A 20,691-nucleotide genomic window follows, 5' to 3' on the forward strand; every position below is an offset into this window, starting at 1 on the left:
CTCTATGAGCGACCGAGAAAAAGCTCAAGTGACGTCATCAGTGGCCGGGTATCACCCAGGGTGATGAATGCATCACGGAATGCCTTGCCGGTAGCAGGATTGAACAGCCCCTCGCGCTCAAAACGTTCAAACGCCTGCCTGGCGAGTACACCCGACCACTTGTACGAATAAGTTCTGGCCCCATAGTCACTCACCAACGGTTCGAAACTGTTGACTGGACGGGTATCACCAGGCCACTGCAAGAGCCCGACTTCTGCATTGACACTGGTGAAGACATCATGAGGTGTTCGACCGTCGCCGTAAGTCCGGTGCAACTCGAAGTCGACGAGCCCGGAGAGCAAGAGAGAGGCCGTTTCCCAACTGGTTTGAGTATGGACAAATCGCTTCACCCTATAGGCGATATCGTCAGGCAGGGGTTGTCCAGTCTGGAAATGCCCTGATAGCCAAATCAGGAACGACTGTTTGAAGCAAAACTGTTCCAGAACCTGGCTGACGAACTCCGAAGAGTCATGGCTCAATTGACCGATGCCTGATATCGCCCGATACGGTGCGGCGGTTAACAGATGCTGCAGACAATGACCAAACTCGTGCAACAAGACCCTTAGTTGCAAATGATCAAGCAAGCAGGGTTGGGTCTCGGTGGGGGGCTGCAACCGGCTGTTTAGCACCGCCAAGGGGCTTCGTGGCCTGCCTTCGGCGGTGATCCGCCGGTTACGTAAGCCTAAAGCATCACCAAATCCCGCTGCTTCTTGTCGGCGATAGGGGTTAATGAACAAATATCCGATCGGCTCCGCATACTCTCTGAGTTCAAATACCCGCACATCCTCATGCCAGGTATCGGCAGCCGCGTGTTCGATCAGATCAACACCGAACAGCGTTTTTGTGAAGGCGCACAATCGTTGCAACACCGTCTCCAAGGGGAAGTAATTGCGAAATGCCTCTTGGGAAATGCCTGCCACGTCCTGGCGAATTTTTTCAGCGACATAATGAATGTCCCAAGGCTTCACATCCGTAATTCCATGCTGCGCAGCAAAGCTCTCAACCTGCTCCGCATCTTGGGCAAACAGGCTTCGCGACAACTCGATCTGGTGATGTAAAAAGTCGACGACCTGCTCGGTCGTGTCCGCCATCTGATCCGCCACCGCCAGTTGGGCAAAGTTGGAATAACCCAAGAGCTGCGCTTTTTTATGGCGATCATCAAGCAGTACCGTCAACACCCGTTCGTTGTTGGTAATCAGGTCATCAGGACCTGTGCCTGACGCACGGCTGTAGTAAGCAGCCATCATTTCCCGACGCAGGTCCCGATTGTCCGCATAGGTCACAATGTCGCGATAGGATTGAGTTGAAAGGGTCAGCAACCAACCCGTCAAACCTGCGGCTTGAGCTGCGGCCTCCATGCGTGCCTGCACAGCGTTCGGCAAACCGATCAACAACGATCTGTCTTCGATGTGCTTGCTCCATGCCGTGTTCGAATCCTCCACCCGTGCCAGAAACTCGAACTGAAACATGCTGATTTCCATGTTCAGGTTTGTCAGTTGCAACTGCTGCTCGGACGACAGATCAAGGCCGGCCAAGTGGTACTTGCGCAAGATTTTATACAGTGCACGTTTACGCTCTTCATTGAACAGCGCAGCAATCGGGCTGTCGGCGAGCCGCCGATACAGCTGATACAGCTCGCTGTTCTGTGCCTGCTCACTCTTGTACTGCTCTGCCAGCTCCTGACAGCGCGAAATTGCTTCCTGCCAGGCTGGCGCTATGCGGGTGGAACCCAGTAGCTGGAGGATAGTGAGGGTGCCATCCAGGCGTGCTTCCAACTCATCTATGGCGAGCACGAGATCGTCCCATGCTGGGAAGGGTTTCTGGCTGGCAATGATCTCTGTGGTCATGACACGACTTTCAGCAATGATCGCCTGGACAGCCGGTATCAAATGCTCTGCTCGTATGGCAGAGAATGGTGGTAAGTCATAACGCTGCAAAAGTGGATTGTTCTCGGGCATTGGCTTCTCCTTGAGACGGGGCGGTGAAAAAAACCAGTCTAGGAGGATCAAGTGTCCGTGGGACGCTATATATGCGTGGGGGAAATGCCGAGCTGTCGACCAATATCACCGAGGGTTTAGTGTTTGCAGATCGCCTTGAACTGGCGAACCGCTGCGCGCGGAAGGTGCCATAGTACGAGTTCCTGAATAGGATTCAGGGATAGATGCCCGTACCCGCAAACGCGTCTCTCCAGCGACAAACGCTACCGCGACCATTCGGATTTCATGGACTAATTTCTGGACTGAAAACGTCAGGATACCGATGGTTTTCGGCTGATCGCACCGGAACGAAAAAAGACGCCTAAGCGTCTATTTTCAATGACTTACAGACTTCCATGGAACTCTGTAGATCGATATTTGGAGCGGGAAACGAGACTCGAACTCGCGACCCCGACCTTGGCAAGGTCGTGCTCTACCAACTGAGCTATTCCCGCAAATGGCGTCCCCTAGGGGACTCGAACCCCTGTTACCGCCGTGAAAGGGCGGTGTCCTAGGCCACTAGACGAAGGGGACACACAACTGAAACACATGGTGTGTGTTTCAGTGTCCAGAGGTTAGATCCGAAGATCATGCCCTGGTTTCACTCAGTGCCGCCCGAAGGCCACACTGCTTAAATTGGAGCGGGAAACGAGACTCGAACTCGCGACCCCGACCTTGGCAAGGTCGTGCTCTACCAACTGAGCTATTCCCGCATATTGGCGTCCCCTAGGGGACTCGAACCCCTGTTACCGCCGTGAAAGGGCGGTGTCCTAGGCCACTAGACGAAGGGGACACACAACTGAAACACATGGTGTGTATTTCAGTGTCCAGAGGTTAGATCCGAAGATCATGCCCTGGTTTCACTCAGTGCCGCCCGAGAGCCACACTGCTTAAACTTGGAGCGGGAAACGAGACTCGAACTCGCGACCCCGACCTTGGCAAGGTCGTGCTCTACCAACTGAGCTATTCCCGCATATTGGCGTCCCCTAGGGGACTCGAACCCCTGTTACCGCCGTGAAAGGGCGGTGTCCTAGGCCACTAGACGAAGGGGACACACGTACAACATTCACTACTTAGCTGCGTTTCGCTGTGTGCTTTACGCGTTAAGTGGCGCGCATTCTATGGATGGATTGAAAGGTCGTCAACCCCCAAGGATAAATTTATTAAAATCAATGACTTCGACCTGCTTTCAGGGCCTGAGGGCGAATTGTGCGTGTCCGGGCTTTGACGCCTATATTCTGGCGCCCGACAAGACGCTATAGTTCGCTCCAGCAAATGATGGCAATGTGCATCCATGCAGGGAGCGCCTATCTATATAGAAGCAAACTACCCGGGCAACTGGTCGATCAGTCCTATCCGCCGGATGGCCCAGTCACTACACTCCACTGTAAACCCTATAAAGAGGTCACACCGGTGACACCACTCATGATCACCCTGCTGGTAATAGCCGGGATCGTAATACTGATCGCCATTGGCTACATGAACCACGTGGTGGAAAACAACAAGCTGGAAAAGAAGCGCACCGAGATCGAGCTTAATGATCGCCTGCGTCGCTGCGGTGAAATCACCGAGACCTTCCCCGGCCAGTTGATGACCCCGGCGCTCAAACTGTTGATGACCCGCCTGGAACTCAACGTCAACCAGCGCCTGTTGAACCTCAACAAAGGCAGCGCACCGCTCAAGGCTCGCATCGCCGAGCTGAATACGCTGGTGGCCCAAGGCGAATCAATCCCGGTGAACAACCCGCCCGCGCCGATCCAGACCGAAGCCAAGGCAAAGGATGTGCGCTTCCTGCTCGAAGCCCTGCACGGCCAGGTCACCCGCGCCGCCCAGGACGGTTTCCTGCCGGCCAACGAGGCCAAGCACTGGATCCGGGAAATCCGCCATATCCTGGTGTTGCTGCACATCGAGTTCTTCAACAACCTTGGCCAGCACGCCCTGCAACAAGGCCAGCCGGGCCAGGCACGCCTGGCGTTCGAGCGTGGCGTGCAATACCTGCGTAAACAGCCGGAGCCGGTGATCTACAGCGCGCAGCTGCAACAGCTGGAAGCCCAGCTTGCCCGCGCCAACTCCACGGTGCTGACCAACAGCAAGCCCGCCGAAGACGAGGTCAACGAACTGACCGAAGGCCTCAAAGTGGTGGATGCCGACGCCGAGTGGAAGAAGAAAGTCATCTACGACTGATTGCGCGGTAGTTGGGCGGGCCTGTGGTGAGCGGGCTTGCCCCGCGCTGGGCTGCGCAGCGGCCCTAAAACCTAACCCCCCGATCTGTCTGCCAGAACGAGGGGTTTTTATTGGGGCCGCTACGCAGCCCAGCGCGGGGCAAGCCCGCTCACTACAAGACCAGGTCTGTACAAACAACCTACCGCTTCACAAGATGCCATCACTTTGCATCTATCCCCCCGCCCCCGACTAGCGTAAAAAAGTGCCCCTTACTCCGTGAAGTCAGAGGCCTGTTATGCCTGTCGCCGTCATTGATGGACAACCGCTGCACTACCTGGACCAGGGCACCGGCCCGGTCGTACTGCTGGGTTCAAGCTACCTGTGGGACGCCGACATGTGGGCGCCGCAGATCGAAGCGCTGTCGCAACAATACCGTGTGATCGTGCCCGAGCTGTGGGGCCATGGTGAATCCGGTGCATTGCCCGCGCAAACCCATTCCCTGAACGACCTCGCGCGCCAGACCCTGGCCCTGCTCGACCAACTGGATATCCCAGCGATCAACCTGGTGGGGCTCTCGGTCGGCGGGATGTGGGGTGCACGCCTGGCACTGCAGGCGCCCGAGCGGATCAACAGCCTGGTGCTGATGGACACCTACCTGGGCGCCGAGCCCGAGGCCACGCGCCAGTATTACTTCTCGCTGTTCAAGATGATTGAAGACGCCGGTGCCATCCCCGAGCCGTTGCTGGATGTGGTCGCGCCGATATTCTTCCGTCCGGGTATCGACCGCGAATCAGCGCTGTACCAGGATTTCCGCCGGCAACTGCAGGGTTACTCGAAAGAACGTCTGTTGCAGAGCATCGTGCCCTTGGGTCGATTGATCTTCAGTCGCGAAGACGTACTGGAGCAACTGCCGCGCCTGGACGCCGACACCACGTTGCTGATGTGCGGCGAGCAGGACAAACCGCGCCCTCCCGCCGAGTCCGAGGAGATGGCGAACCTGATCGGTTGCAGCCTGATCCTGATTCCCGAAGCCGGCCATATCAGCGCCAGGGAAAACCCGGACTTCGTCAACGAAGCCCTGCTGACCTTCCTCGCCAACAACGCCTGACCGCCCTCCCCTGTGGTCGCTGCCAACGCGCGGCGATCACAGGCGGAAGTGCCCCACCATGCCCTTGAGTTCCGCGCCTAACTGCGCCAGTTGAATGCTCGACGCGGCATTGCCTTGCATGCTCAGCGCCGACTGATCGGCACTGGCGCGGATACTGGTGACGCTGCGATTGATCTCTTCGGCCACCGAACTTTGCTCCTCGGCCGCCGCGGCAATCTGCTGGTTCATCTGCTGGATCAGCGACACTGCCACTGCGATGCTGCCCAACGCACTTTCGGTTTCCAGGGCATCGCTTACCGCCAGCTTCACCAACTCTCCGCTTTGCTGGATCTGCTGCACCGATGACTCGGCGGCGCTGCGCAAGGTGCTGACCAGTCGTTCGATCTCCTCGGTGGATTGCTGGGTACGCTTGGCCAAGGCCCGTACTTCATCGGCGACCACCGCAAAACCTCGGCCCTGCTCGCCGGCGCGGGCGGCTTCGATGGCGGCGTTGAGGGCCAGCAGGTTGGTCTGTTCGGCCACGCTTTTGATCACACTCAACACGGTGCCGATATTTTGAATTTCAGCGCTCAGGCTCTCGATGCTGGCGCTGGCAGAGGTGCTGGATGTGGCCAGCAATTCAATGCGCTGCAAACTCTGGCGCACCACCTGTTGGCCGCTGTCGACTTTATCATCTGCCGTCTGTGCGGCTTGCGCGGCCTCTTCGGCGTTGCGAGCCACGTCGTGCACGGTGGCAGTCATCTGGTTCATCGCCGTGGCGACCTGTTCGGTTTCTTCTTTCTGGCTACTGACCTCGACGTTGGTCTGCTCGGTGACACTGGACAATGAATGCGCCGAACTGGCCAGTTGCTCGATACCGGCTTGCAGGCCGCTGACCATTTGGCTCAGGCCGTTGCCCATCTGTTGCATCGCCTGCATCAACTGGCCGATTTCATCACGACGGCTGACCTCCATGCGCCCGCTCAAATCGCCGGCGGCAATCTGCTGGGCCACGGCAATCACGCTGCGCAGCGGCGCGACGATCAAGCGGGTGATCACCCAGGCCGCAATCAAACCCACCAACAACGCCAAGGCCGAAGAGCCGATGATCAGCAGTGCGCTTTTCTTCAACTGCGCCTGCATCGACTGGTCTTCGGCGTCGTAGGCCTGGTTGACCCGGCTGACGACCTGTTCCGCCCTATCATGCAACTGCTTGTAGACCACCTTTTCCTGCGCCAGCAGCCCGGTGTACTCGCCGAGTTTTTCACTGAACGCGGCGATATGCCCGGAAACTTCATTGAGCACGGTCTGGTAGCCGGAGTCCTTGACTGAGGTCTTCAGTTGCTCGACCTGGGCAAGAGCCTGGTCAGCCTGCTCGATCTTGCCCTGCTCTGCGTCGTCTTGATCGGCCTTGCGGCTCTGGTCGAGCCGCACATGGGCTTCATTCATTGCTTGCAGCATCAGGCGCGACACCTGGCTGACCTGCCCCGCCTGCTCGATAAACTCAGCGCCTTCCTTGCCCTGGCTTTCCTTCAAGCCATAGGCGCCGTCATCCGCCAGCCCGGCCTGCAATACATCTAGATTGTTGGCCACGCTGGACACCGACCAACTGGCCATTTCCAACGCCAGGTCTTTGGTCTGGGTCAATTCGACAAACTCATCGAACGCCTTGCGGTAGGCAGCCAAGGCCTGTTCGACATCAGTCATCACCGGCACGTTGGCCGCCGACTGGGCCTTGAGACTGGCCGCGAGAGCCGCCAGGGCATCGACGCTTTCGTGCAGGGCGTCAACGGCCTTGGGATCGGCGTGCAACGCGTAGTCCTGCTCGATCAGGCGCACCTTGAGCAAGCCGCTGTTAAGCGACGACATGGCCTTGAGCCCTTCGAAACGCTGGCCAACGGTTTGCAGGGACCACACACCGATCGCCGCGACCAAGGCCGTCAGCAGCAATACCAGGGTGAAACCCAAGCCCAGTTTTTTCGCCATACCGAGGTTGGCGAATTGTCGTTGCACGGCCGAAATCATTGCACTTGAATCCTCTTGCAATGGCGGTTGCCATCAAGCCCGGTTTACACAGGCGAGATTCGCAACCACAAGGCACTGAACACAAGTCGTTGGCGCCACAATAATGGCAAAAAGCTACACGCCCGTCGTTTTCAGAATGGTCGAGGTCGATCTGGCGGGCCCCATGGCGCGGAACAACGCCAAGGCCCGTTGATCATCGGCATAGGCCACGTTGATGCGCAACCACTCACTGGGCTCGCTGGTTGGGCTGAATAGCGCTCCCGACGACAACAAAACCCCGAGTCTGCGGGCGCACGCCTGCAACCGCGATGGATCGCTTGCCCTTGGTCGCGCCCACAAAAACATGCCGCCAGCAGGTGCGGCGAACACCTCCCACTCCTCGTCCTCCAGCACCTGCAGCGTAGCCGTCATTTGCGTATTCAGCCGCTTGCGCAAGCGCTGTACCCATTTGCGATAAGTGCCATTAGCCAGCAGCGTGGCCACCACCGATTCGGCGAAGCGTGAGGTGCCAAAACCGGTCAGGGTCTTGAGGCTGGCCAACTGCGCGATGATCGCGGCGCTGGCACTCAGGTAACCCACGCGCAAGGCACTGCTCAAGGTCTTGGAAAAGCTGGCGACGTAGATCACCCGATCATCATGGGGTAACGCCGAAAGGCGCGTACAACTGGGGTGCTGCAGGTCGCCGAGGACATCCTCTTCGATGATCAGGAAGTTGTCGCGCTGCGCCAGCGCCAGCAAACGCTCGCCCACGGTACGACTCAGGCTGGAGCCGGTGGGATTGTGATACAGGCTGTTGATGAACAGGCACTTGGGCCGATGCTGCTGCAGCAGCGCTTCCAGCGCCGGAATGTCAGGGCCACCAGGGGTTCGCGGCACTTGCAGCAATTGCACGCCGTGGAAGCCTAATTGCCGATAGAGGTTGCCGTACCCGGGTGTTTCGACCACCACGCAGTCGCCGGCCTTGAGCAACGTGCGTATCAGCAAGTCCTGGGCATGGCTCGCGCCCGCTGTGATGAGGATACGGTCCTGGTGGGCGGCAATGTGGATTCGACTCAGACGCTTGAACAGTTGCTCGCGCAGCGCCGGCAACCCCAATGGCGTGCTGTAATTGAACAGGCCGGCGGTGTCGGTTCGAGTGACTTCACGAATCGCGTAACTGATGTCATCGCTTTCACGCCAGGCATCGGGCAACCAACCGCAGCCCAGCTTCAACTCGCCCAGAGGACTATCAACGAAGGCGCCCCATTCCCGCTCCGCGCCTTCATACCACTGGTCCTCATACAACGTTGACGGCTGGGCCACGCTGAAACCCGAACCGTGTTTGGAAACCAGCAATCCCTGGGCGACCATCCGCTCGAACGCCTCGATCACGCTGGATTGGCTGAGCAGGTTATCGAGGGCCACCTGTCGAACGGACGGTAAGCGCGTGCCGGGGCTCACCCCACTCATGCGAATCCATTGCGCCACGGCGCTGATAATTTGCTGCACCACCGGTACAAGGGCTTGTCGATCGATCCCTAAATCCATGCGCCACTCACTTCAACTGACTGATATTCAACCCAGAACAGTTAAGCACAGAAGCGCATTTCGACCGCTCGCCAAGTCTTATTAAAGTATTGATTCTATTGAATTATTTACCTATTGATACACATTCTGACAGGGCACGGTGCCAGCTATGGAAACGCCCCACAGCCCCCCAAACCTTTTCGAATGAAGGACGGCGTGAGGTCCTAGATAGCGGTCGCACCACCGTCCACCGCCAAAGCTTGGCCTGTGGTAAATGCGGCGCCATCACTGCACAGGTATAGCACCGCGCTGGCGATTTCCTCGACCTTGCCGATGCGCCCGACCGGGTGCATGGCGGCGGCAAATTCAGCCTTGCGTGGGTCGGCCTCATAGGCGCGCCGGAACATGTCGGTATCGATCACCGCCGGGCAGACTGCGTTGACGCGGATTTTCTTCTTCGCATACTCGATGGCCGCCGATTTGGTCAGGCCGATCACCGCATGTTTGGAGGCCGCATAAATGCTCATCTTCGGCGCAGCCCCCAGGCCCGCGACCGAGGCGGTGTTGACAATGGCGCCGCCGCCCTGGGCCAACAACAGCGGCAACTGGTGCTTCATGCACAACCACACGCCTTTGACGTTAACGCCCATGATTGCGTCGAACTCATCCAGGTTGCCGTCGGCCAGCTTGCCCTTTTCGATCTCGATCCCGGCGTTATTAAATGCATAGTCCAGGCGACCATAGGCGGCGATGGTCTGGGCCATCAATTGCTGCACTTCCGCCTCCAGCGTGACGTTGCAACGCACAAACAGCGCTTCGCCACCCGCCTGGTGGATCAGGGCGACGGTGCCTTCGCCGCCCACCGCGTCCAGGTCGGCAACCACGACCTTCAAGCCTTCGGCGGCGAACGCCAGCGCGGTGGCGCGGCCAATACCGGCAGCGGCGCCGGTCACCAGGGCAACCTGGCCGGAAAACGTCATGCTCATAGAAGATGTCCTGTGGGAGAAAATAGCCGTGGGTCGAGTCTAGCCAACGCCGCCTTGGACGCGTCAGCACTATCAAACCGCCGGTTGGCGCTGCATGGATCACAGTGATAAGAGACCTAGGTCAACTATCAACACCACCTATCGACCGGCATTCGCGCTCTCGGTGAACCTTGCTCCCTACCCGTTGAAGGTCTATCACTTCAGGTTCATTTCCAGAAGAGTCGCTGCCATGACCGCCCAAACCAACCGCCAATTCCTGCTCGCCAAGCGCCCGGTCGGCGCAGCCACCCGGGACACCTTCACTTATCAGGAAGTCCCGGTGGGCACGCCCCAGGAGGGCCAGGTGCTGGTGCGCAACGAATACTTGTCCCTCGACCCAGCCATGCGTGGCTGGATGAATGAAGGCAAGTCCTACATTCCGCCTGTCGGCATCGGTGAGGTAATGCGCGCACTGGGTGTGGGAGAGGTGATTGCGTCAAACAACCCGAAATTCTCTGTCGGCGACTACGTCAACGGCGCCCTGGGCGTGCAGGATTATTTCCTCGGCGAGCCACGTGGCTTCTACAAGGTTGATCCGAAACTGGCGCCTTTGCCGCGCTATCTATCGGCGCTGGGCATGACCGGCATGACCGCCTACTTTGCGCTGCTGGAAACGGGTGCACCCAAGGCCGGCGAAACCGTGGTGATTTCCGGCGCGGCGGGCGCCGTGGGCAGCATTGCCGGGCAGATCGCCAAGCTCAAGGGTTGCCGCGTGGTGGGCATTGCCGGCGGCGCCGACAAGTGCAAGTTCCTGATAGATGAATTGGGCTTCGACGCCGCCATCGACTACAAAAGCGAAGACGTGCCCGCGGCCCTCAAGCGCGAATGCCCCAAGGGCGTGGACGTGTATTTCGATAACGTCGGCGGCGATATTCTCGACGCCGTCCTCAGCCGCCTGGCACTGAAAGCCCGCGTGGTCATCTGCGGCGCCATCAGCCAATACAACAACAAGGAAGCCGTGAAAGGTCCGGCCAATTACTTGTCACTGCTGGTCAATCGAGCGCGCATGGAAGGGTTCGTAGTGATGGACCACGCCGCAGGCTTCGCCGCTGCCGGGCAGGAAATGGCCGGCTGGATGGCCCAAGGCAAACTCAAGAGCAAAGAAGATATCGTGGAGGGGCTGGAGACGTTCCCGGAGACATTGATGAAGCTGTTCAACGGCGAGAATTTCGGCAAGTTGGTACTGAAGGTCAACTGACCCCCAGCTTATGTAGGAGCCGGCTTGCCGGCGATGAGGCCCTTGAGTCTTGCATTGATCTAAAGGCCGCTATCGCCGGCAAGCCGGCTCCTACAGGGAGTGTTGTTCAGGCGATCTCTGCAACCACTGCCGCCAACGCTTTGGCCGGATCGGCCGCCTGGCTGATCGGACGGCCAATCACCAGGTAATCGGAACCCGCGTCCAGCGCCTGTCGCGGCGTCAGAATACGGCGCTGGTCATCCTGAGCGCTGCCCGCCGGACGAATCCCCGGGGTCACCAGTTGCAGCGAAGGGTGCGCGGTTTTCAAGGCCTGGGCTTCCAGCGCCGAGCACACCAGGCCGTCGAGACCGGCTTTCTGCGCCAGGGCCGCCAGTCGCAGCACCTGCTCCTGAGGCTCGATGTCCAAACCGATGCCGGCCAGGTCTTCACGTTCCATGCTGGTGAGCACAGTCACGCCGATCAACAAAGGCTTGGGACCGCTGCGCTGTTCCAGCACCTCACGGCAAGCACTCATCATGCGCAGGCCACCGGAGCAGTGCACGTTGACCATCCACACGCCCATTTCGGCAGCGGCCTTGACCGCCATGGCGGTGGTGTTCGGGATATCGTGGAATTTCAGGTCGAGGAACACCTCGAAACCTTTATCACGCAGGGTACCGACGATTTCTGCGGCGCAACTGGTGAACAGTTCCTTGCCGACCTTGACCCGGCAAAGCTTCGGGTCCAACTGGTCAGCCAGCTTCAGTGCGGCGTCACGAGTGGGGTAATCCAGGGCGACGATGATAGGAGTCTGGCAGACGGACATTGGAATGGGCTCTCAGGCAAGTCGAAATCGGCGCGGATTGTAGCGCAAGCGGCGGCGTTGCGGGATCCGATGATCGGTAAATACTGACCAAGCGCCATCGGGCAGGCATTTAAGGGCAATTATTTCAAAGCTGATACATTCACGACATGCCCCCAACACGCCCCACGGCTAGCCTCGCTCGCACGACCCACCGACCAGCACTTCCAGCCATGGGGCTGGACGCCTATGCTGACCGCAACGACCAGGCAGATGATCGCATTATGCAGACCCCTTCCGTCTCTGTGAACGACGAGCAAAAAGGCACAGTGATCGCCGATGACAAGCGCTGGAACACCCGCGCGCTGATCGTTGACGACGATGTACCGATCCGCGAACTGCTGATCGACTACCTCGCCCGTTTTGGCATCCTGGCCACCGGCGTCACCGACGGCACCGCCATGCGCCAGGCCATGCAGGCTGAAACCTTCGATGTGGTGGTGCTCGACCTGATGCTGCCCGGTGAAGACGGCCTTTCGCTCTGCCGGTGGCTGCGCGCGGAGTCCGACATTCCGATCCTGATGCTCACCGCCCGCTGCGAGCCGACGGACCGCATCATCGGCCTGGAACTGGGCGCCGACGACTATATGTCCAAGCCGTTCGAGCCGCGTGAGCTGGTAGCGCGGATCCAGACCATCCTGCGCCGTGTGCGCGATGACCGCACCGAACAGCGCGCCAACATCCGCTTCGACAATTGGCGTCTCAACAGCGTATTGCGCCAACTGGTGGCCGACGATGGCCTGGTGGTGCCGCTGTCCAACGCGGAATTCCGCCTACTGTGGGTCTTCATCGAGCGCCCGCGCCGGGTGTTGAGCCGCGAACAATTGCTGGATGCCGCCCGTGGCCGCTCCATTGAAGCCTTTGATCGCAGCATCGACTTGCTGGTGTCGCGCCTGCGGCAAAAACTCGGGGACGACCCCAAGGCCCCGCAACTGATCAAGACCGTGCGCGGCGAAGGCTACCTGTTCGATGCGCGGGATATCGGTTGATGCGCAACGCCTTCAACACGCTGTTCGGTCGACTGTTTGGCGTGTTGCTGGTGGCGATTGTGCTGGCCCACGTGCTGGCGATCTCCTGGTTTCGCTATTACGGCCCGCCCCCGCCGCCGCCCCAGGAAACCTTTGTCGAACAGCCTGACGGCACGATGAAGCCCCTGCCCAAGCACAAGCGACCGTGGTTTGGCGGCCCGGTGGTGCCGCTGACGTTCCAGTTCATCTCGTTGATCATCGCCGCCTGGTACGGCGCCAAGCTGCTGAGCCGGCCGATTCAGCGCCTGAGCGAAGCTGCCGAGCGCTTGAGCCTGGACCTCGACAGCCCGCCCCTCGACGAGTCGGGACCGCGTGAAGCACAGCAAGCCGCGTCGACCTTCAACCTGATGCAACGGCGCATCCGCGAACAAGTCAGCCAACGCGCGCGCATGCTCGGCGCGGTCTCCCATGACCTGCGCACGCCGCTATCACGCTTGAAGCTGCGCCTGGAACAGATTGAAGACACTCGGTTGCAAGGCCAGATGCGCCAGGACCTGGACGACATGATCGGCATGCTCGACACCACCCTGAGCTACCTGCACGAACAACGCACCAGCGAAACCCGACACTGGCTGGACGTGCAAGCGTTGGTCGAGTCCATGAGCGAAAACGCCCAGGACCAAGGCTCCGACGTACAATTCGCCGGCACCTGCGCGCCGCTGCAGGTGCAGCCGATGGCCTTGCGTTCGTGCCTCAACAACCTGATCGACAATGCCCTGCGCTATGCCGGTACGGCGCGCATCGAGCTGACGGACAGCCGCGAGGCCTTGGTGATCCGCGTGATCGACCACGGCCCCGGCATCGCCGTCGACAAGCGTGAGGCGGTGTTCGAGCCGTTCTATCGGCTGGAAGGCTCACGCAATCGCAACTCTGGCGGGGTCGGCCTGGGCATGACGATTTCCAAGGAAGCGGCCGAACGCCTCGGCGGTCGGCTGCACCTGGAAGAAACCCCCGGCGGTGGCTTGACCGCCGTGATGTGGTTGCCCAGGGCTTAAAGCGGTTTGTCTTCCCGTCGCCCCTGGGCCTGGGTCGCGCTCCAATCCATCAATAGGCTGTAGGCCACCGCCAGCAGGGTCGGGCCGATAAACAGGCCGATGAACCCAAAGGCGATCAAGCCGCCAAACACCCCAAGCAGCACGATCACCAGCGGCAGGTTGCCGCCACGGCTGATCAGGTAGGGTTTGAGCACGTTGTCCACGCCGCTGATGATGAACGTGCCCCATACGCCAAGGAACACCGCGTAGGTGTAGTCGCCCTTCCAGGCCAGCCAGGCCGTGGCCGGGATCCACACCAGCGGCGGGCCCATGGGGATCAGGCTGAGCAGGAAGGTGACGATGCCCAGCACCAATGCACCCGGCACGCCGGCGATCCAGAAGCCGATCAATGCCAGCAGGGCTTGCGCGGCGGCGGTGCCGATCACGCCATTGACCACCCGTTGCACCGTGCCGGCCACCAGTTCGATGTAGTAGCCGGCGCGATCGCCGATCAAGCGTTCCAGCAGACGGTGGACGAACATCGCCAGGCGCGGCCCGTCCCGATAGAAAAAGAACACGAATACCAGGCTCAGGGTCAGTTCCAGAATCCCACCACCGATTTGCGCACTGCGCGCCAGCAACCAATTGCCGACCTGCCCCAGGTACGGCTTGATGCTGACCATCAACGCTGCACCCTGCTGATCAATGCTGTCCCACATGCCCACCAGCCGCTCGCCGACAAAGGGGATCGAGCCGAGCCAGGTAGGCGCTTCCGGCAAACCATCGACCTGAATATCCTTGATCAATGCGGTTGCATCGCGCACATGGTCCGCAAGGTTGAAACCCAGCCACACCAGCGGCAGCGCCACCAGCAGCATCCAACCCAACGTCAGGATGCCGGCAGCCAAGGATTCCCGGCCACCCAGCCAGCGGGTCAGCAGGACCATCAGCGGCCAACTGGCAAACGCCAGCACCGCGCCCCAGAACAGCGCCGACCAGAACGGCGCCATCACCCAGAAGCTGGCACCGAACAGCACCAGCAGCAGGATTTGCACCAGTAGGCGATCGTTATTGAGCATGTAGGATCTCGAAAGGAAGACTGTAGGAAGACAGCTTAGGCGAACGGCATGGGTCCGTTCGCCCTGTTACGCCTAGCGTATCAGATGCAGGTGCAGGCCCTTGGCGTCACCCGTGCCGGTTTCCATGCGTGCAGCGCGCACGCCTTTGTCGACCAGCGCCTGGCGCCAGGCTTCGGCGGTCGGGCCAGTCAGGTTGACGCGCAACGTGGCATCCAGGTTCAGGCCACGGGAAATCAGGGTCAGCCAGGTGTCGTCAGGGTCGCCGCCCAATGCAGGGAAATCCAGTTCGCCGGTGCTTTTCAATTCACGCAGCAGGGTCGCCGAGGTGGGTAGCAGCTCGGCCAGCGGCGCGCTGGCATCCAATTGCTCCACATGCAAATAGGCGCGGCGGTTGCCACGGGTGATGCCGTACAGCGCCACCAGGGAGTTTTCCTGCGGCGCCGCGAGGCGCAGCAGCAGGTATTCCTGCTGGCCGTCGGCGCCGACCAGCTTGGCGTTGCCGAACACTTCATTGGCCCACAGGCTGCTTTCACCGCAATCCCGTGCCTGGCACCAGAACAATAACTGCGCGCCCTTCTCCTGCAAGGCTTCACGCGTGGCCGTGAACGCGGCGCTGGAGCTGTGTTCGGCGGGCAGTTCATAGGTGATGGCGGTGGTCTGGCCGCGGGCGATGGCCTGGCCTTCGTAACGCAGTTGGCCGCTGATCTTGCGGATCGCGCCCATGGGGTAGATACGTTCTTTTTCTTCGGCGGGACGGTAGTCGACGATTTGCGAGTCGACCTGACGGGCCACGGTGGGCAGGTCCTGGCTGCCTGGTACGTCGGCGGCGAATACCAGTGGGCTCAAAAGGCTCAAGCCCAGGATACGGATACATCCTTTACGCACGCTCATAAGATCAACGAGCCCTGGCCATCGGAGGTCGCAGCGGTGTTGAGTTTGTTCATGGTTGACTCCCTTTCAATCCGCCCAGCCTCGGCAGTTGACCGCCCCAAGTCAAGGCGCAGAGAAGAACCGATTGAAACAGTCTGCAACAAGGACCGCGCCGGACTCATCATTCAGGTGTAAATGGTGGCCGCCTGGCAGCGTGGTTACGGTAAAGGGTAACTGGGAAAGCAATTCGGAATGTTTCGCCAGCATGCCGTCGGCAGCGACCACCAACTGGGTAGGGCAACTCACGCGTCGCACGAAAGCCATCGCCTGTTCCTCAGTCAGGCGAAACGGTGAGGCCAGGGTCAGACGGCTGTCGCTACGCCAAGTGTAACCACCCGGCACCGGCATCAAACCGCGCTGCGCCAGCAGTTCGGCGGCTTCGCGACTGACAGCCACCACGCCTTTCATGCGTGCCTCGACCGCGCGATCCAGGGTGCTATAGACCGGCTTGCGCTTGTCCTGCAGGTTCAATTGCGCCTGCAAGGCCATGCCCAGCCGCTCGGCGGCATTCTCACCGCTGGCGGTCGGCGGGATCACACCGTCGATCAATCCCAGGTGCGTCACACGCTCCGGCAACGCGCCGGCCAACACCAAGGACACGATGGCGCCGAGGGAATGGCCAAGTAATGCAAAACGTTTCCAGCCCAGTTGTTCAGCGACTTGCAGCACGTCAAAGACGTAATCCCACAAGGCATAACCGGCACCGGTAGGACGATGCGCCGAATGCCCGTGACCAGCCATATCCAGCGCAACGATGCGCAACCCCTGGAGTTTTGGCGCCAGCCGCGCAAAGCTGTTGGCGTTGTCCAGCCAGCCATGAAGGGCGATCACCGGCAAACCGTCCTCGGGCCCGAACAAATGGGCCGCCAGTTCGATATGGGGCAGGCTCAGGCGCACTTCTTCAACCGGGGTGCTCATGCGCAGTTGCGCTCGCGGGATTCCCAGCGGGAGAACAGGTTCTTGATCAGCGTCGCGGTGTCTTGGGGCCGTTCAAGAGGAAACATGTGGCCGCCGGGCATGGTGAGCATTTCGCCCATGGGCAGGCGCCCGACGCCGCTGGCGTGGTGACGCATCACCACCCTGCTCTGCCGGCCGCGCACCACCGCCAGTGGCACCTTCAACTGGCGCACTTGGCCGGGGCTGGTGTGGGGCACGCCACGGTAGATGCTGATTTCGGTGGCCGGATCGAAACGCAGCCGCAGGCGATCGCCCACTTGCAGCAGGCCGTGTTGCAGGTAGGCGTCAAAGCATTCGGGGTCGAAGCCACGGAACAGGGTTTTGCCGGAGAAATAGCTGCGCGCCGCGTCCAGGTCGCTGAATTCTTCTCGACGGCCCAAGGTGCGCCCGGCCGGGGTCAGCCGGTCGATAAACCCGAAGCGTTTGGCCGCGCGAATCACCCAACGGTCGGCGCGGGTCAGCACTGGCGAGTCCAGCATGACCACGCCACGGTACAACTGCGGGCAGCGCATGGCCGCGTGCAGGTGCAACACGCCGCCGAGGGAATGGCCCACGCCCCACACCGGTTCCGGTTGCTGCTCCAGGTGGTGGATCAGCTCGTCCACCAGGTTCTGCCAGTTATCGTCCACCGGAAACCGGGGGTCGTGACCGTGCTGTGGCAGATGAGCCACCGCGTACTCCGGAGCCAGGGCGGCGAACAACTTACCGTAGGTGGCCGAGGGGAAGCCATTGGCGTGGGCAAAAAACACGTGCTGCGACATACCGGATCCATCTACAAAAACAGAGATTGATTGTCACCATGCCCGGCCGGCACAGCAATGACTGTAACTGCCAGGAATGATGACACTCACGCCACGCCTATCGTGCCGGCGGGTTCTCGCCCAGCGGCACCACGGCCATGGTCAGGCGCGACACGCAACTGGCCTTGCCCTCATCGTTGGTCAGGCGGATGTCCCAGACCTGGGTAGTGCGGCCAATATGGACGGCCCTGGCCACCGCTGTCACCCGCCCGCTGCGCACACCGCGCAGGTGGTTGGCGTTGACCTCCAGGCCCACGCAATAAAACTTGCTCGGGTCGATACACAGATAGGCCGCCATGGAGCCAACGCTCTCGGCCAACACCACCGAGGCGCCGCCATGCAGCAAGCCGTAGGGCTGATGGGTGCGATGGTCGACCACCATGCTCGCGGTCAGGGATTCGTCGTCGAAGCTTTCAAAACGGATGTCCAGCAGTTCACCGATGGTGTTTTTCTGGATTGCGTTGAGTTGGTCGATGTTCGGTTGGGTGCGCCACAGGCTCATGGAGAGTGTCCTTATTGGTTTTATTACGGCCCTAATCCTGCCACAGAACGGTTTCGGAACGCTCGCTCCATGTCTGGAAATATTCGCCGTAACTCGATTCGATCACGTTGCGCTTGATCTTCAAGGTCGGCGTCAGGAAGCCGTTCTCTACCGCCCAACTGTCTTTGACCACCACCAATTGGCGTAGGCGCTCATGCTTATCCAGCGCCTGGTTGACCTGTTCCAGCCAGCGCTCCAGGCTGGCACGCAGGGTTGGCAAATCCTCACTCACTGCCGATAACACGCATAAGCCTATCGGCGCGATCAGTCCATCACCCACCACGCACACCTGCTCGATACGCGGATGCTCGGCCAAGCGGTTTTCAATCGGCGCCGGCGCCACGTATTTGCCTTTGCTGGTCTTGAAGATTTCCTTGAGCCGTCCGGTCAGGCGTAAACGCCCCTCGGCGTCCTGCTCGCCTTTGTCGCCCGTGCGCAGAAAACCCTCGGCAGTGATGGTTTCGGCGGTTTTCTGCGGGTCCTTGTAGTAGCCGAGCATGGTCGCGCCGCTGCGGACCTGGACTTCGCCTGTCGGGTCGATACGCACTTCCACCCCGGGGCACGGCAAGCCGATCCAACCGAGGGTCTGCTGGCCGGGGCGGCAGACATGGGAGTAGCCGCAACTCTCGGTCATGCCATACACCTCAAGCACATCCAGGCCCAGGCGTTGATACCAGCGCAGCAACGCCTCAGGCACAGGCGCCGCTCCCGAAAGCGCGATACGCAACGCGTCCAGGCCCAGGCCGGCGAGCACCTTGTGGCCCACACGCTTACCGATGAAGGGCAGGCGCAACAAGGTGTCCAGGCGCTTTGCGGGAATCTTGGCGTAGACGCCCATCTGGAATTTGGTCCAGATACGCGGCACGCCAAACAGTGCGGTCGGACGTGCCCTACGCAGGTCCGTCAGAAACGTCTCCAGGCTTTCGGCGAAAAACACCGTTTGCCCGGTGTAGATCGAGGCCATCTCGACAAACATCCGCTCCGCCACATGGCACAGCGGCAGGTAGGACAACAACCGGTCGCCCTCGCCCAAGCCAAACAACTCCGTACCACGGGTGGCGGCAAACCCCAACGCGCCGAAGCTGTGCATCACGCCCTTGGGCAGGCCGGTAGTGCCGGAGGTATAAATGATGGTGGCCAGGTCCGAGGCCGCAGGTGCCGGCTCATCCTGGATCGGCGAGCAGGCTTGCAGATCGGCCCAACTGAAATCGAATTCGCCCGCTGGGCACAACGGCAGGCTGATGGTCGGCAAATCCGCAGGCACGCCGGGCGCCATGGCTGGCCAATCATCAAGCTTGCCGATAATCACCAGCGCCGCCTCGGAATGGGTCAGCACATGGGCGACGGAATCAGCGGTGAGATTGGGATACAGCGGCACCGAGACATGCCCGGCCATCCAGATCGCCAGGTCAGCAATGATCCAGTGGGCGCAGTTTTTCGAAATCAGCGCAATGTGCGAGCGGGGAGGCAACTCCCGGGCGCGCAGCCAGTGCGCGGCGCAGCGGGCCTGGTGGCCGACGTCGCCCCAGGTGAGGCTTTGCACGTCGCCACCACCGACCGGCTGCACCAGAAAGGTTTGGCGCGGATGTCGCGCTTCACGTTCGAAGAAGACCTGCAACGGCAAACGAAAAGCGACGGGCATGGGACGCGCTCCTTTGTGGTCCGACGATAGCCAACCAAGCACTTGCTTGGTTGACTATATAGCACACACAAAGCCGCGATAAAGCCTACGGGTTCTTCACACTGACCAGGCTCATCAGCCCCGCCAGCGGGAAACCCCCTTCCAGTTCCGCCAGGCTGGCGGTGTGCATCGGCTGCGGCTGACGCTGATGACCATGCTGCAGGAAGCTGATCAGGCTGCCCACCAACGGTTGATGGCTGACCAGCAGCACGTTGTCATCGGTGTCGAGGTTTTCCAGCACCTGCAACGGATTACCCTCCGGCGTCAGCCACGGCACCGTGCGAATCTGCGGCTCAAAACCCAACACCTCACGCACCAGCTGCGCGGTCTGCTGCGCCCGCACATAGGGGCTGGCGATGATCGCGCTGAGGGGCTGGCCGATCAGTTGCGCAGCACTGCGCAACACTTCGGCGCGGCCATGCTCGGTGAGGTTGCGCTCGGCATCGGTGCGCGCATGCCCTTCGGCCTCACCGTGGCGCAGTATCCACAGCTTCACAGCTTCGGCTCCTCGTCACGCACCGGGTGCGGCGCGGGCGGCACGCTGTGGGCGGTTTCGCCCTCGGGCGCGCGCGGGGTCGGCCAGTCGGCGAACGGCCAAGGCTTCTGGTCGGTGTGGAAGCTGCCGAAGCGGCCGATCTGCGCCAGGAACTGGCTGAGGCTGTCGCCAAAATTCATCAGGCCCAGGTTCGGGGCGCCGTAGACCAGGCGGTAGATCAACTGCACCACCACCAGCGCGCCGAGCAGGAACTGCGCCACTTGCCACACTAGGGCAAACACCAGCATCCACAGGATGCGCAGGCCAATGGATTCGTACTTGGGAGCTGCTTTCGGATCGTTCATG

The 20,691-nt window shown here is 60.6% G+C and carries 18 protein-coding genes, 6 tRNA genes and 1 pseudogene; 5 read left to right on the forward strand and 20 right to left on the reverse strand.

Translation table 11 applies throughout. The features are described 5' to 3' along the window. Positions 1 to 2 precede the first annotated feature (2 nt). The 7 genes from WH299_RS06950 to WH299_RS06980 form a co-directional block, all read right to left on the reverse strand. The gene (locus tag WH299_RS06950; protein WP_339549919.1) at positions 3 to 1,997 is read right to left on the reverse strand and encodes a M3 family metallopeptidase; all 1,995 of its coding nucleotides are present in this window, start codon (positions 1,995 to 1,997) and stop codon (positions 3 to 5) included. Positions 1,998 to 2,394: 397 nt separating this feature from the next. Further along, positions 2,395 to 2,470 (reverse strand) — tRNA-Gly (locus tag WH299_RS06955). Between the two features lie 3 nt (positions 2,471 to 2,473). Beyond that, a tRNA-Glu gene (locus WH299_RS06960) sits at positions 2,474 to 2,549 on the reverse strand. A 103-nt stretch (positions 2,550 to 2,652) separates the two neighbouring features. Further along, positions 2,653 to 2,728, reverse strand: a tRNA-Gly gene (locus WH299_RS06965). A 4-nt stretch (positions 2,729 to 2,732) separates the two neighbouring features. Next, positions 2,733 to 2,808: transfer RNA gene (locus WH299_RS06970), tRNA-Glu, on the reverse strand. Between the two features lie 104 nt (positions 2,809 to 2,912). Next, positions 2,913 to 2,988, reverse strand: a tRNA-Gly gene (locus WH299_RS06975). Between the two features lie 4 nt (positions 2,989 to 2,992). Further along, positions 2,993 to 3,068 (reverse strand) — tRNA-Glu (locus WH299_RS06980). Positions 3,069 to 3,428: 360 nt separating this feature from the next. Between WH299_RS06980 and WH299_RS06985 the strand changes: the two genes are divergently transcribed. Continuing rightward, a complete protein-coding gene (locus WH299_RS06985) occupies positions 3,429 to 4,199 on the forward strand; it encodes a hypothetical protein (protein WP_028615743.1) in 771 nt (256 codons plus the stop codon). A 274-nt stretch (positions 4,200 to 4,473) separates the two neighbouring features. Further along, positions 4,474 to 5,286, forward strand: coding sequence for an alpha/beta fold hydrolase (locus WH299_RS06990; protein ID WP_122725322.1), 813 nt, complete (start codon positions 4,474 to 4,476; stop codon positions 5,284 to 5,286). Positions 5,287 to 5,322: 36 nt separating this feature from the next. Here WH299_RS06990 and WH299_RS29625 read toward each other — a convergent pair whose 3' ends face one another. From WH299_RS29625 to WH299_RS07005, 4 genes and pseudogenes are all read right to left on the reverse strand, one after another. After that, positions 5,323 to 6,204 (reverse strand): methyl-accepting chemotaxis protein, encoded by an 882-nt coding sequence (locus WH299_RS29625; RefSeq protein ID WP_445262702.1) that lies wholly within the window; start codon positions 6,202 to 6,204, stop codon positions 5,323 to 5,325. Beyond that, positions 6,181 to 7,290 (reverse strand): annotated as a pseudogene (locus WH299_RS29630) (HAMP domain-containing protein); the annotation flags it as partial. The pseudogene WH299_RS29630 and the gene WH299_RS29625, both read right to left, overlap by 24 nt. A 114-nt stretch (positions 7,291 to 7,404) precedes the next feature. After that, positions 7,405 to 8,817, reverse strand: a complete 1,413-nt coding sequence (locus WH299_RS07000) for an aminotransferase-like domain-containing protein (RefSeq protein ID WP_126571009.1) — start codon at positions 8,815 to 8,817, stop codon at positions 7,405 to 7,407. Positions 8,818 to 9,020: 203 nt separating this feature from the next. Next, positions 9,021 to 9,782: an SDR family oxidoreductase gene (locus WH299_RS07005; protein ID WP_339498783.1), complete on the reverse strand. Its 762-nt coding sequence runs from the start codon at positions 9,780 to 9,782 to the stop codon at positions 9,021 to 9,023. Positions 9,783 to 10,011: 229 nt separating this feature from the next. Here WH299_RS07005 and WH299_RS07010 point away from each other — a divergent pair, with 229 nt between their 5' ends. Further along, positions 10,012 to 11,019 carry an NADP-dependent oxidoreductase gene (locus WH299_RS07010; protein WP_028615738.1) on the forward strand — a complete coding sequence of 336 codons (1,008 nt, stop codon included), beginning with the start codon at positions 10,012 to 10,014 and terminating at the stop codon, positions 11,017 to 11,019. Positions 11,020 to 11,125: 106 nt separating this feature from the next. Here WH299_RS07010 and pyrF read toward each other — a convergent pair whose 3' ends face one another. Then, positions 11,126 to 11,824 (reverse strand): orotidine-5'-phosphate decarboxylase, encoded by a 699-nt coding sequence (gene pyrF, locus WH299_RS07015; protein ID WP_010211681.1) that lies wholly within the window; start codon positions 11,822 to 11,824, stop codon positions 11,126 to 11,128. Positions 11,825 to 12,084: 260 nt separating this feature from the next. Here pyrF and WH299_RS07020 point away from each other — a divergent pair, with 260 nt between their 5' ends. Beyond that, entirely contained in the window at positions 12,085 to 12,849 is a 765-nt protein-coding gene (locus WH299_RS07020; RefSeq protein WP_122686770.1) for a response regulator, read from the forward strand. Further along, positions 12,849 to 13,883, forward strand: a complete 1,035-nt coding sequence (locus WH299_RS07025; RefSeq protein WP_339549923.1) for a sensor histidine kinase — start codon at positions 12,849 to 12,851, stop codon at positions 13,881 to 13,883. Before WH299_RS07020 ends, WH299_RS07025 begins: the two co-directional genes overlap by 1 nt. On the opposite strand, the gene WH299_RS07030 is transcribed toward WH299_RS07025, so the two are convergent. From WH299_RS07030 to WH299_RS07065, 8 genes are all read right to left on the reverse strand, one after another. Continuing rightward, positions 13,880 to 14,941 carry an AI-2E family transporter gene (locus WH299_RS07030; RefSeq protein ID WP_016979537.1) on the reverse strand — a complete coding sequence of 354 codons (1,062 nt, stop codon included), beginning with the start codon at positions 14,939 to 14,941 and terminating at the stop codon, positions 13,880 to 13,882. The two genes, WH299_RS07025 and WH299_RS07030, sit on opposite strands and share 4 nt — an antisense overlap. Positions 14,942 to 15,013: 72 nt before the next feature. Continuing rightward, the gene (locus WH299_RS07035; RefSeq protein WP_339549925.1) at positions 15,014 to 15,832 is read right to left on the reverse strand and encodes a DUF4892 domain-containing protein; all 819 of its coding nucleotides are present in this window, start codon (positions 15,830 to 15,832) and stop codon (positions 15,014 to 15,016) included. A 102-nt stretch (positions 15,833 to 15,934) separates the two neighbouring features. Then, positions 15,935 to 16,789, reverse strand: coding sequence for an alpha/beta hydrolase (locus WH299_RS07040; protein WP_339549926.1), 855 nt, complete (start codon positions 16,787 to 16,789; stop codon positions 15,935 to 15,937). Next, positions 16,786 to 17,589, reverse strand: coding sequence for an alpha/beta fold hydrolase (locus WH299_RS07045; protein ID WP_068932545.1), 804 nt, complete (start codon positions 17,587 to 17,589; stop codon positions 16,786 to 16,788). Before WH299_RS07045 ends, WH299_RS07040 begins: the two co-directional genes overlap by 4 nt. A gap of 97 nt (positions 17,590 to 17,686) precedes the next feature. Further along, positions 17,687 to 18,130, reverse strand: a complete 444-nt coding sequence (locus WH299_RS07050) for a hotdog fold thioesterase (protein ID WP_122725304.1) — start codon at positions 18,128 to 18,130, stop codon at positions 17,687 to 17,689. 31 nt (positions 18,131 to 18,161) lie between these two features. Beyond that, the gene (locus WH299_RS07055; protein ID WP_339549927.1) at positions 18,162 to 19,811 is read right to left on the reverse strand and encodes an AMP-binding protein; all 1,650 of its coding nucleotides are present in this window, start codon (positions 19,809 to 19,811) and stop codon (positions 18,162 to 18,164) included. A gap of 85 nt (positions 19,812 to 19,896) precedes the next feature. Further along, positions 19,897 to 20,346, reverse strand: coding sequence for a phosphohistidine phosphatase SixA (gene sixA, locus WH299_RS07060; RefSeq protein WP_236320325.1), 450 nt, complete (start codon positions 20,344 to 20,346; stop codon positions 19,897 to 19,899). Beyond that, positions 20,343 to 20,690: a DUF4389 domain-containing protein gene (locus WH299_RS07065; protein WP_236320309.1), complete on the reverse strand. Its 348-nt coding sequence runs from the start codon at positions 20,688 to 20,690 to the stop codon at positions 20,343 to 20,345. Before WH299_RS07065 ends, sixA begins: the two co-directional genes overlap by 4 nt. Position 20,691 lies beyond the last annotated feature (1 nt).

It is taken from the genome of Pseudomonas sp. MYb541, from assembly GCF_037479595.1.
Taxonomy (GTDB): domain Bacteria; phylum Pseudomonadota; class Gammaproteobacteria; order Pseudomonadales; family Pseudomonadaceae; genus Aquipseudomonas; species Aquipseudomonas canadensis.

Excerpts from the sequence above, each read along its gene's own strand:
- WH299_RS06950 (WP_339549919.1), bottom strand. The coding sequence starts at position 1,997 with ATGCCCGAGAACAATCCACTTTTGCAGCGTTATGACTTACCACCATTC.
- WH299_RS06990 (WP_122725322.1), top strand. The coding sequence starts at position 4,474 with ATGCCTGTCGCCGTCATTGATGGACAACCGCTGCACTACCTGGACCAG.
- WH299_RS29625 (WP_445262702.1), bottom strand. The coding sequence starts at position 6,204 with ATGCAGGCGATGCAACAGATGGGCAACGGCCTGAGCCAAATGGTCAGC.
- WH299_RS07000 (WP_126571009.1), bottom strand. The coding sequence starts at position 8,817 with ATGGATTTAGGGATCGATCGACAAGCCCTTGTACCGGTGGTGCAGCAA.
- WH299_RS07005 (WP_339498783.1), bottom strand. The coding sequence starts at position 9,782 with ATGAGCATGACGTTTTCCGGCCAGGTTGCCCTGGTGACCGGCGCCGCT.
- WH299_RS07010 (WP_028615738.1), top strand. The coding sequence starts at position 10,012 with ATGACCGCCCAAACCAACCGCCAATTCCTGCTCGCCAAGCGCCCGGTC.
- pyrF (WP_010211681.1), bottom strand. The coding sequence starts at position 11,824 with ATGTCCGTCTGCCAGACTCCTATCATCGTCGCCCTGGATTACCCCACT.
- WH299_RS07020 (WP_122686770.1), top strand. The coding sequence starts at position 12,085 with ATGCAGACCCCTTCCGTCTCTGTGAACGACGAGCAAAAAGGCACAGTG.
- WH299_RS07025 (WP_339549923.1), top strand. The coding sequence starts at position 12,849 with ATGCGCAACGCCTTCAACACGCTGTTCGGTCGACTGTTTGGCGTGTTG.
- WH299_RS07030 (WP_016979537.1), bottom strand. The coding sequence starts at position 14,941 with ATGCTCAATAACGATCGCCTACTGGTGCAAATCCTGCTGCTGGTGCTG.
- WH299_RS07035 (WP_339549925.1), bottom strand. The coding sequence starts at position 15,832 with ATGAGCGTGCGTAAAGGATGTATCCGTATCCTGGGCTTGAGCCTTTTG.
- WH299_RS07040 (WP_339549926.1), bottom strand. The coding sequence starts at position 16,789 with ATGAGCACCCCGGTTGAAGAAGTGCGCCTGAGCCTGCCCCATATCGAA.
- WH299_RS07045 (WP_068932545.1), bottom strand. The coding sequence starts at position 17,589 with ATGTCGCAGCACGTGTTTTTTGCCCACGCCAATGGCTTCCCCTCGGCC.
- WH299_RS07050 (WP_122725304.1), bottom strand. The coding sequence starts at position 18,130 with ATGAGCCTGTGGCGCACCCAACCGAACATCGACCAACTCAACGCAATC.
- WH299_RS07055 (WP_339549927.1), bottom strand. The coding sequence starts at position 19,811 with ATGCCCGTCGCTTTTCGTTTGCCGTTGCAGGTCTTCTTCGAACGTGAA.
- WH299_RS07065 (WP_236320309.1), bottom strand. The coding sequence starts at position 20,690 with ATGAACGATCCGAAAGCAGCTCCCAAGTACGAATCCATTGGCCTGCGC.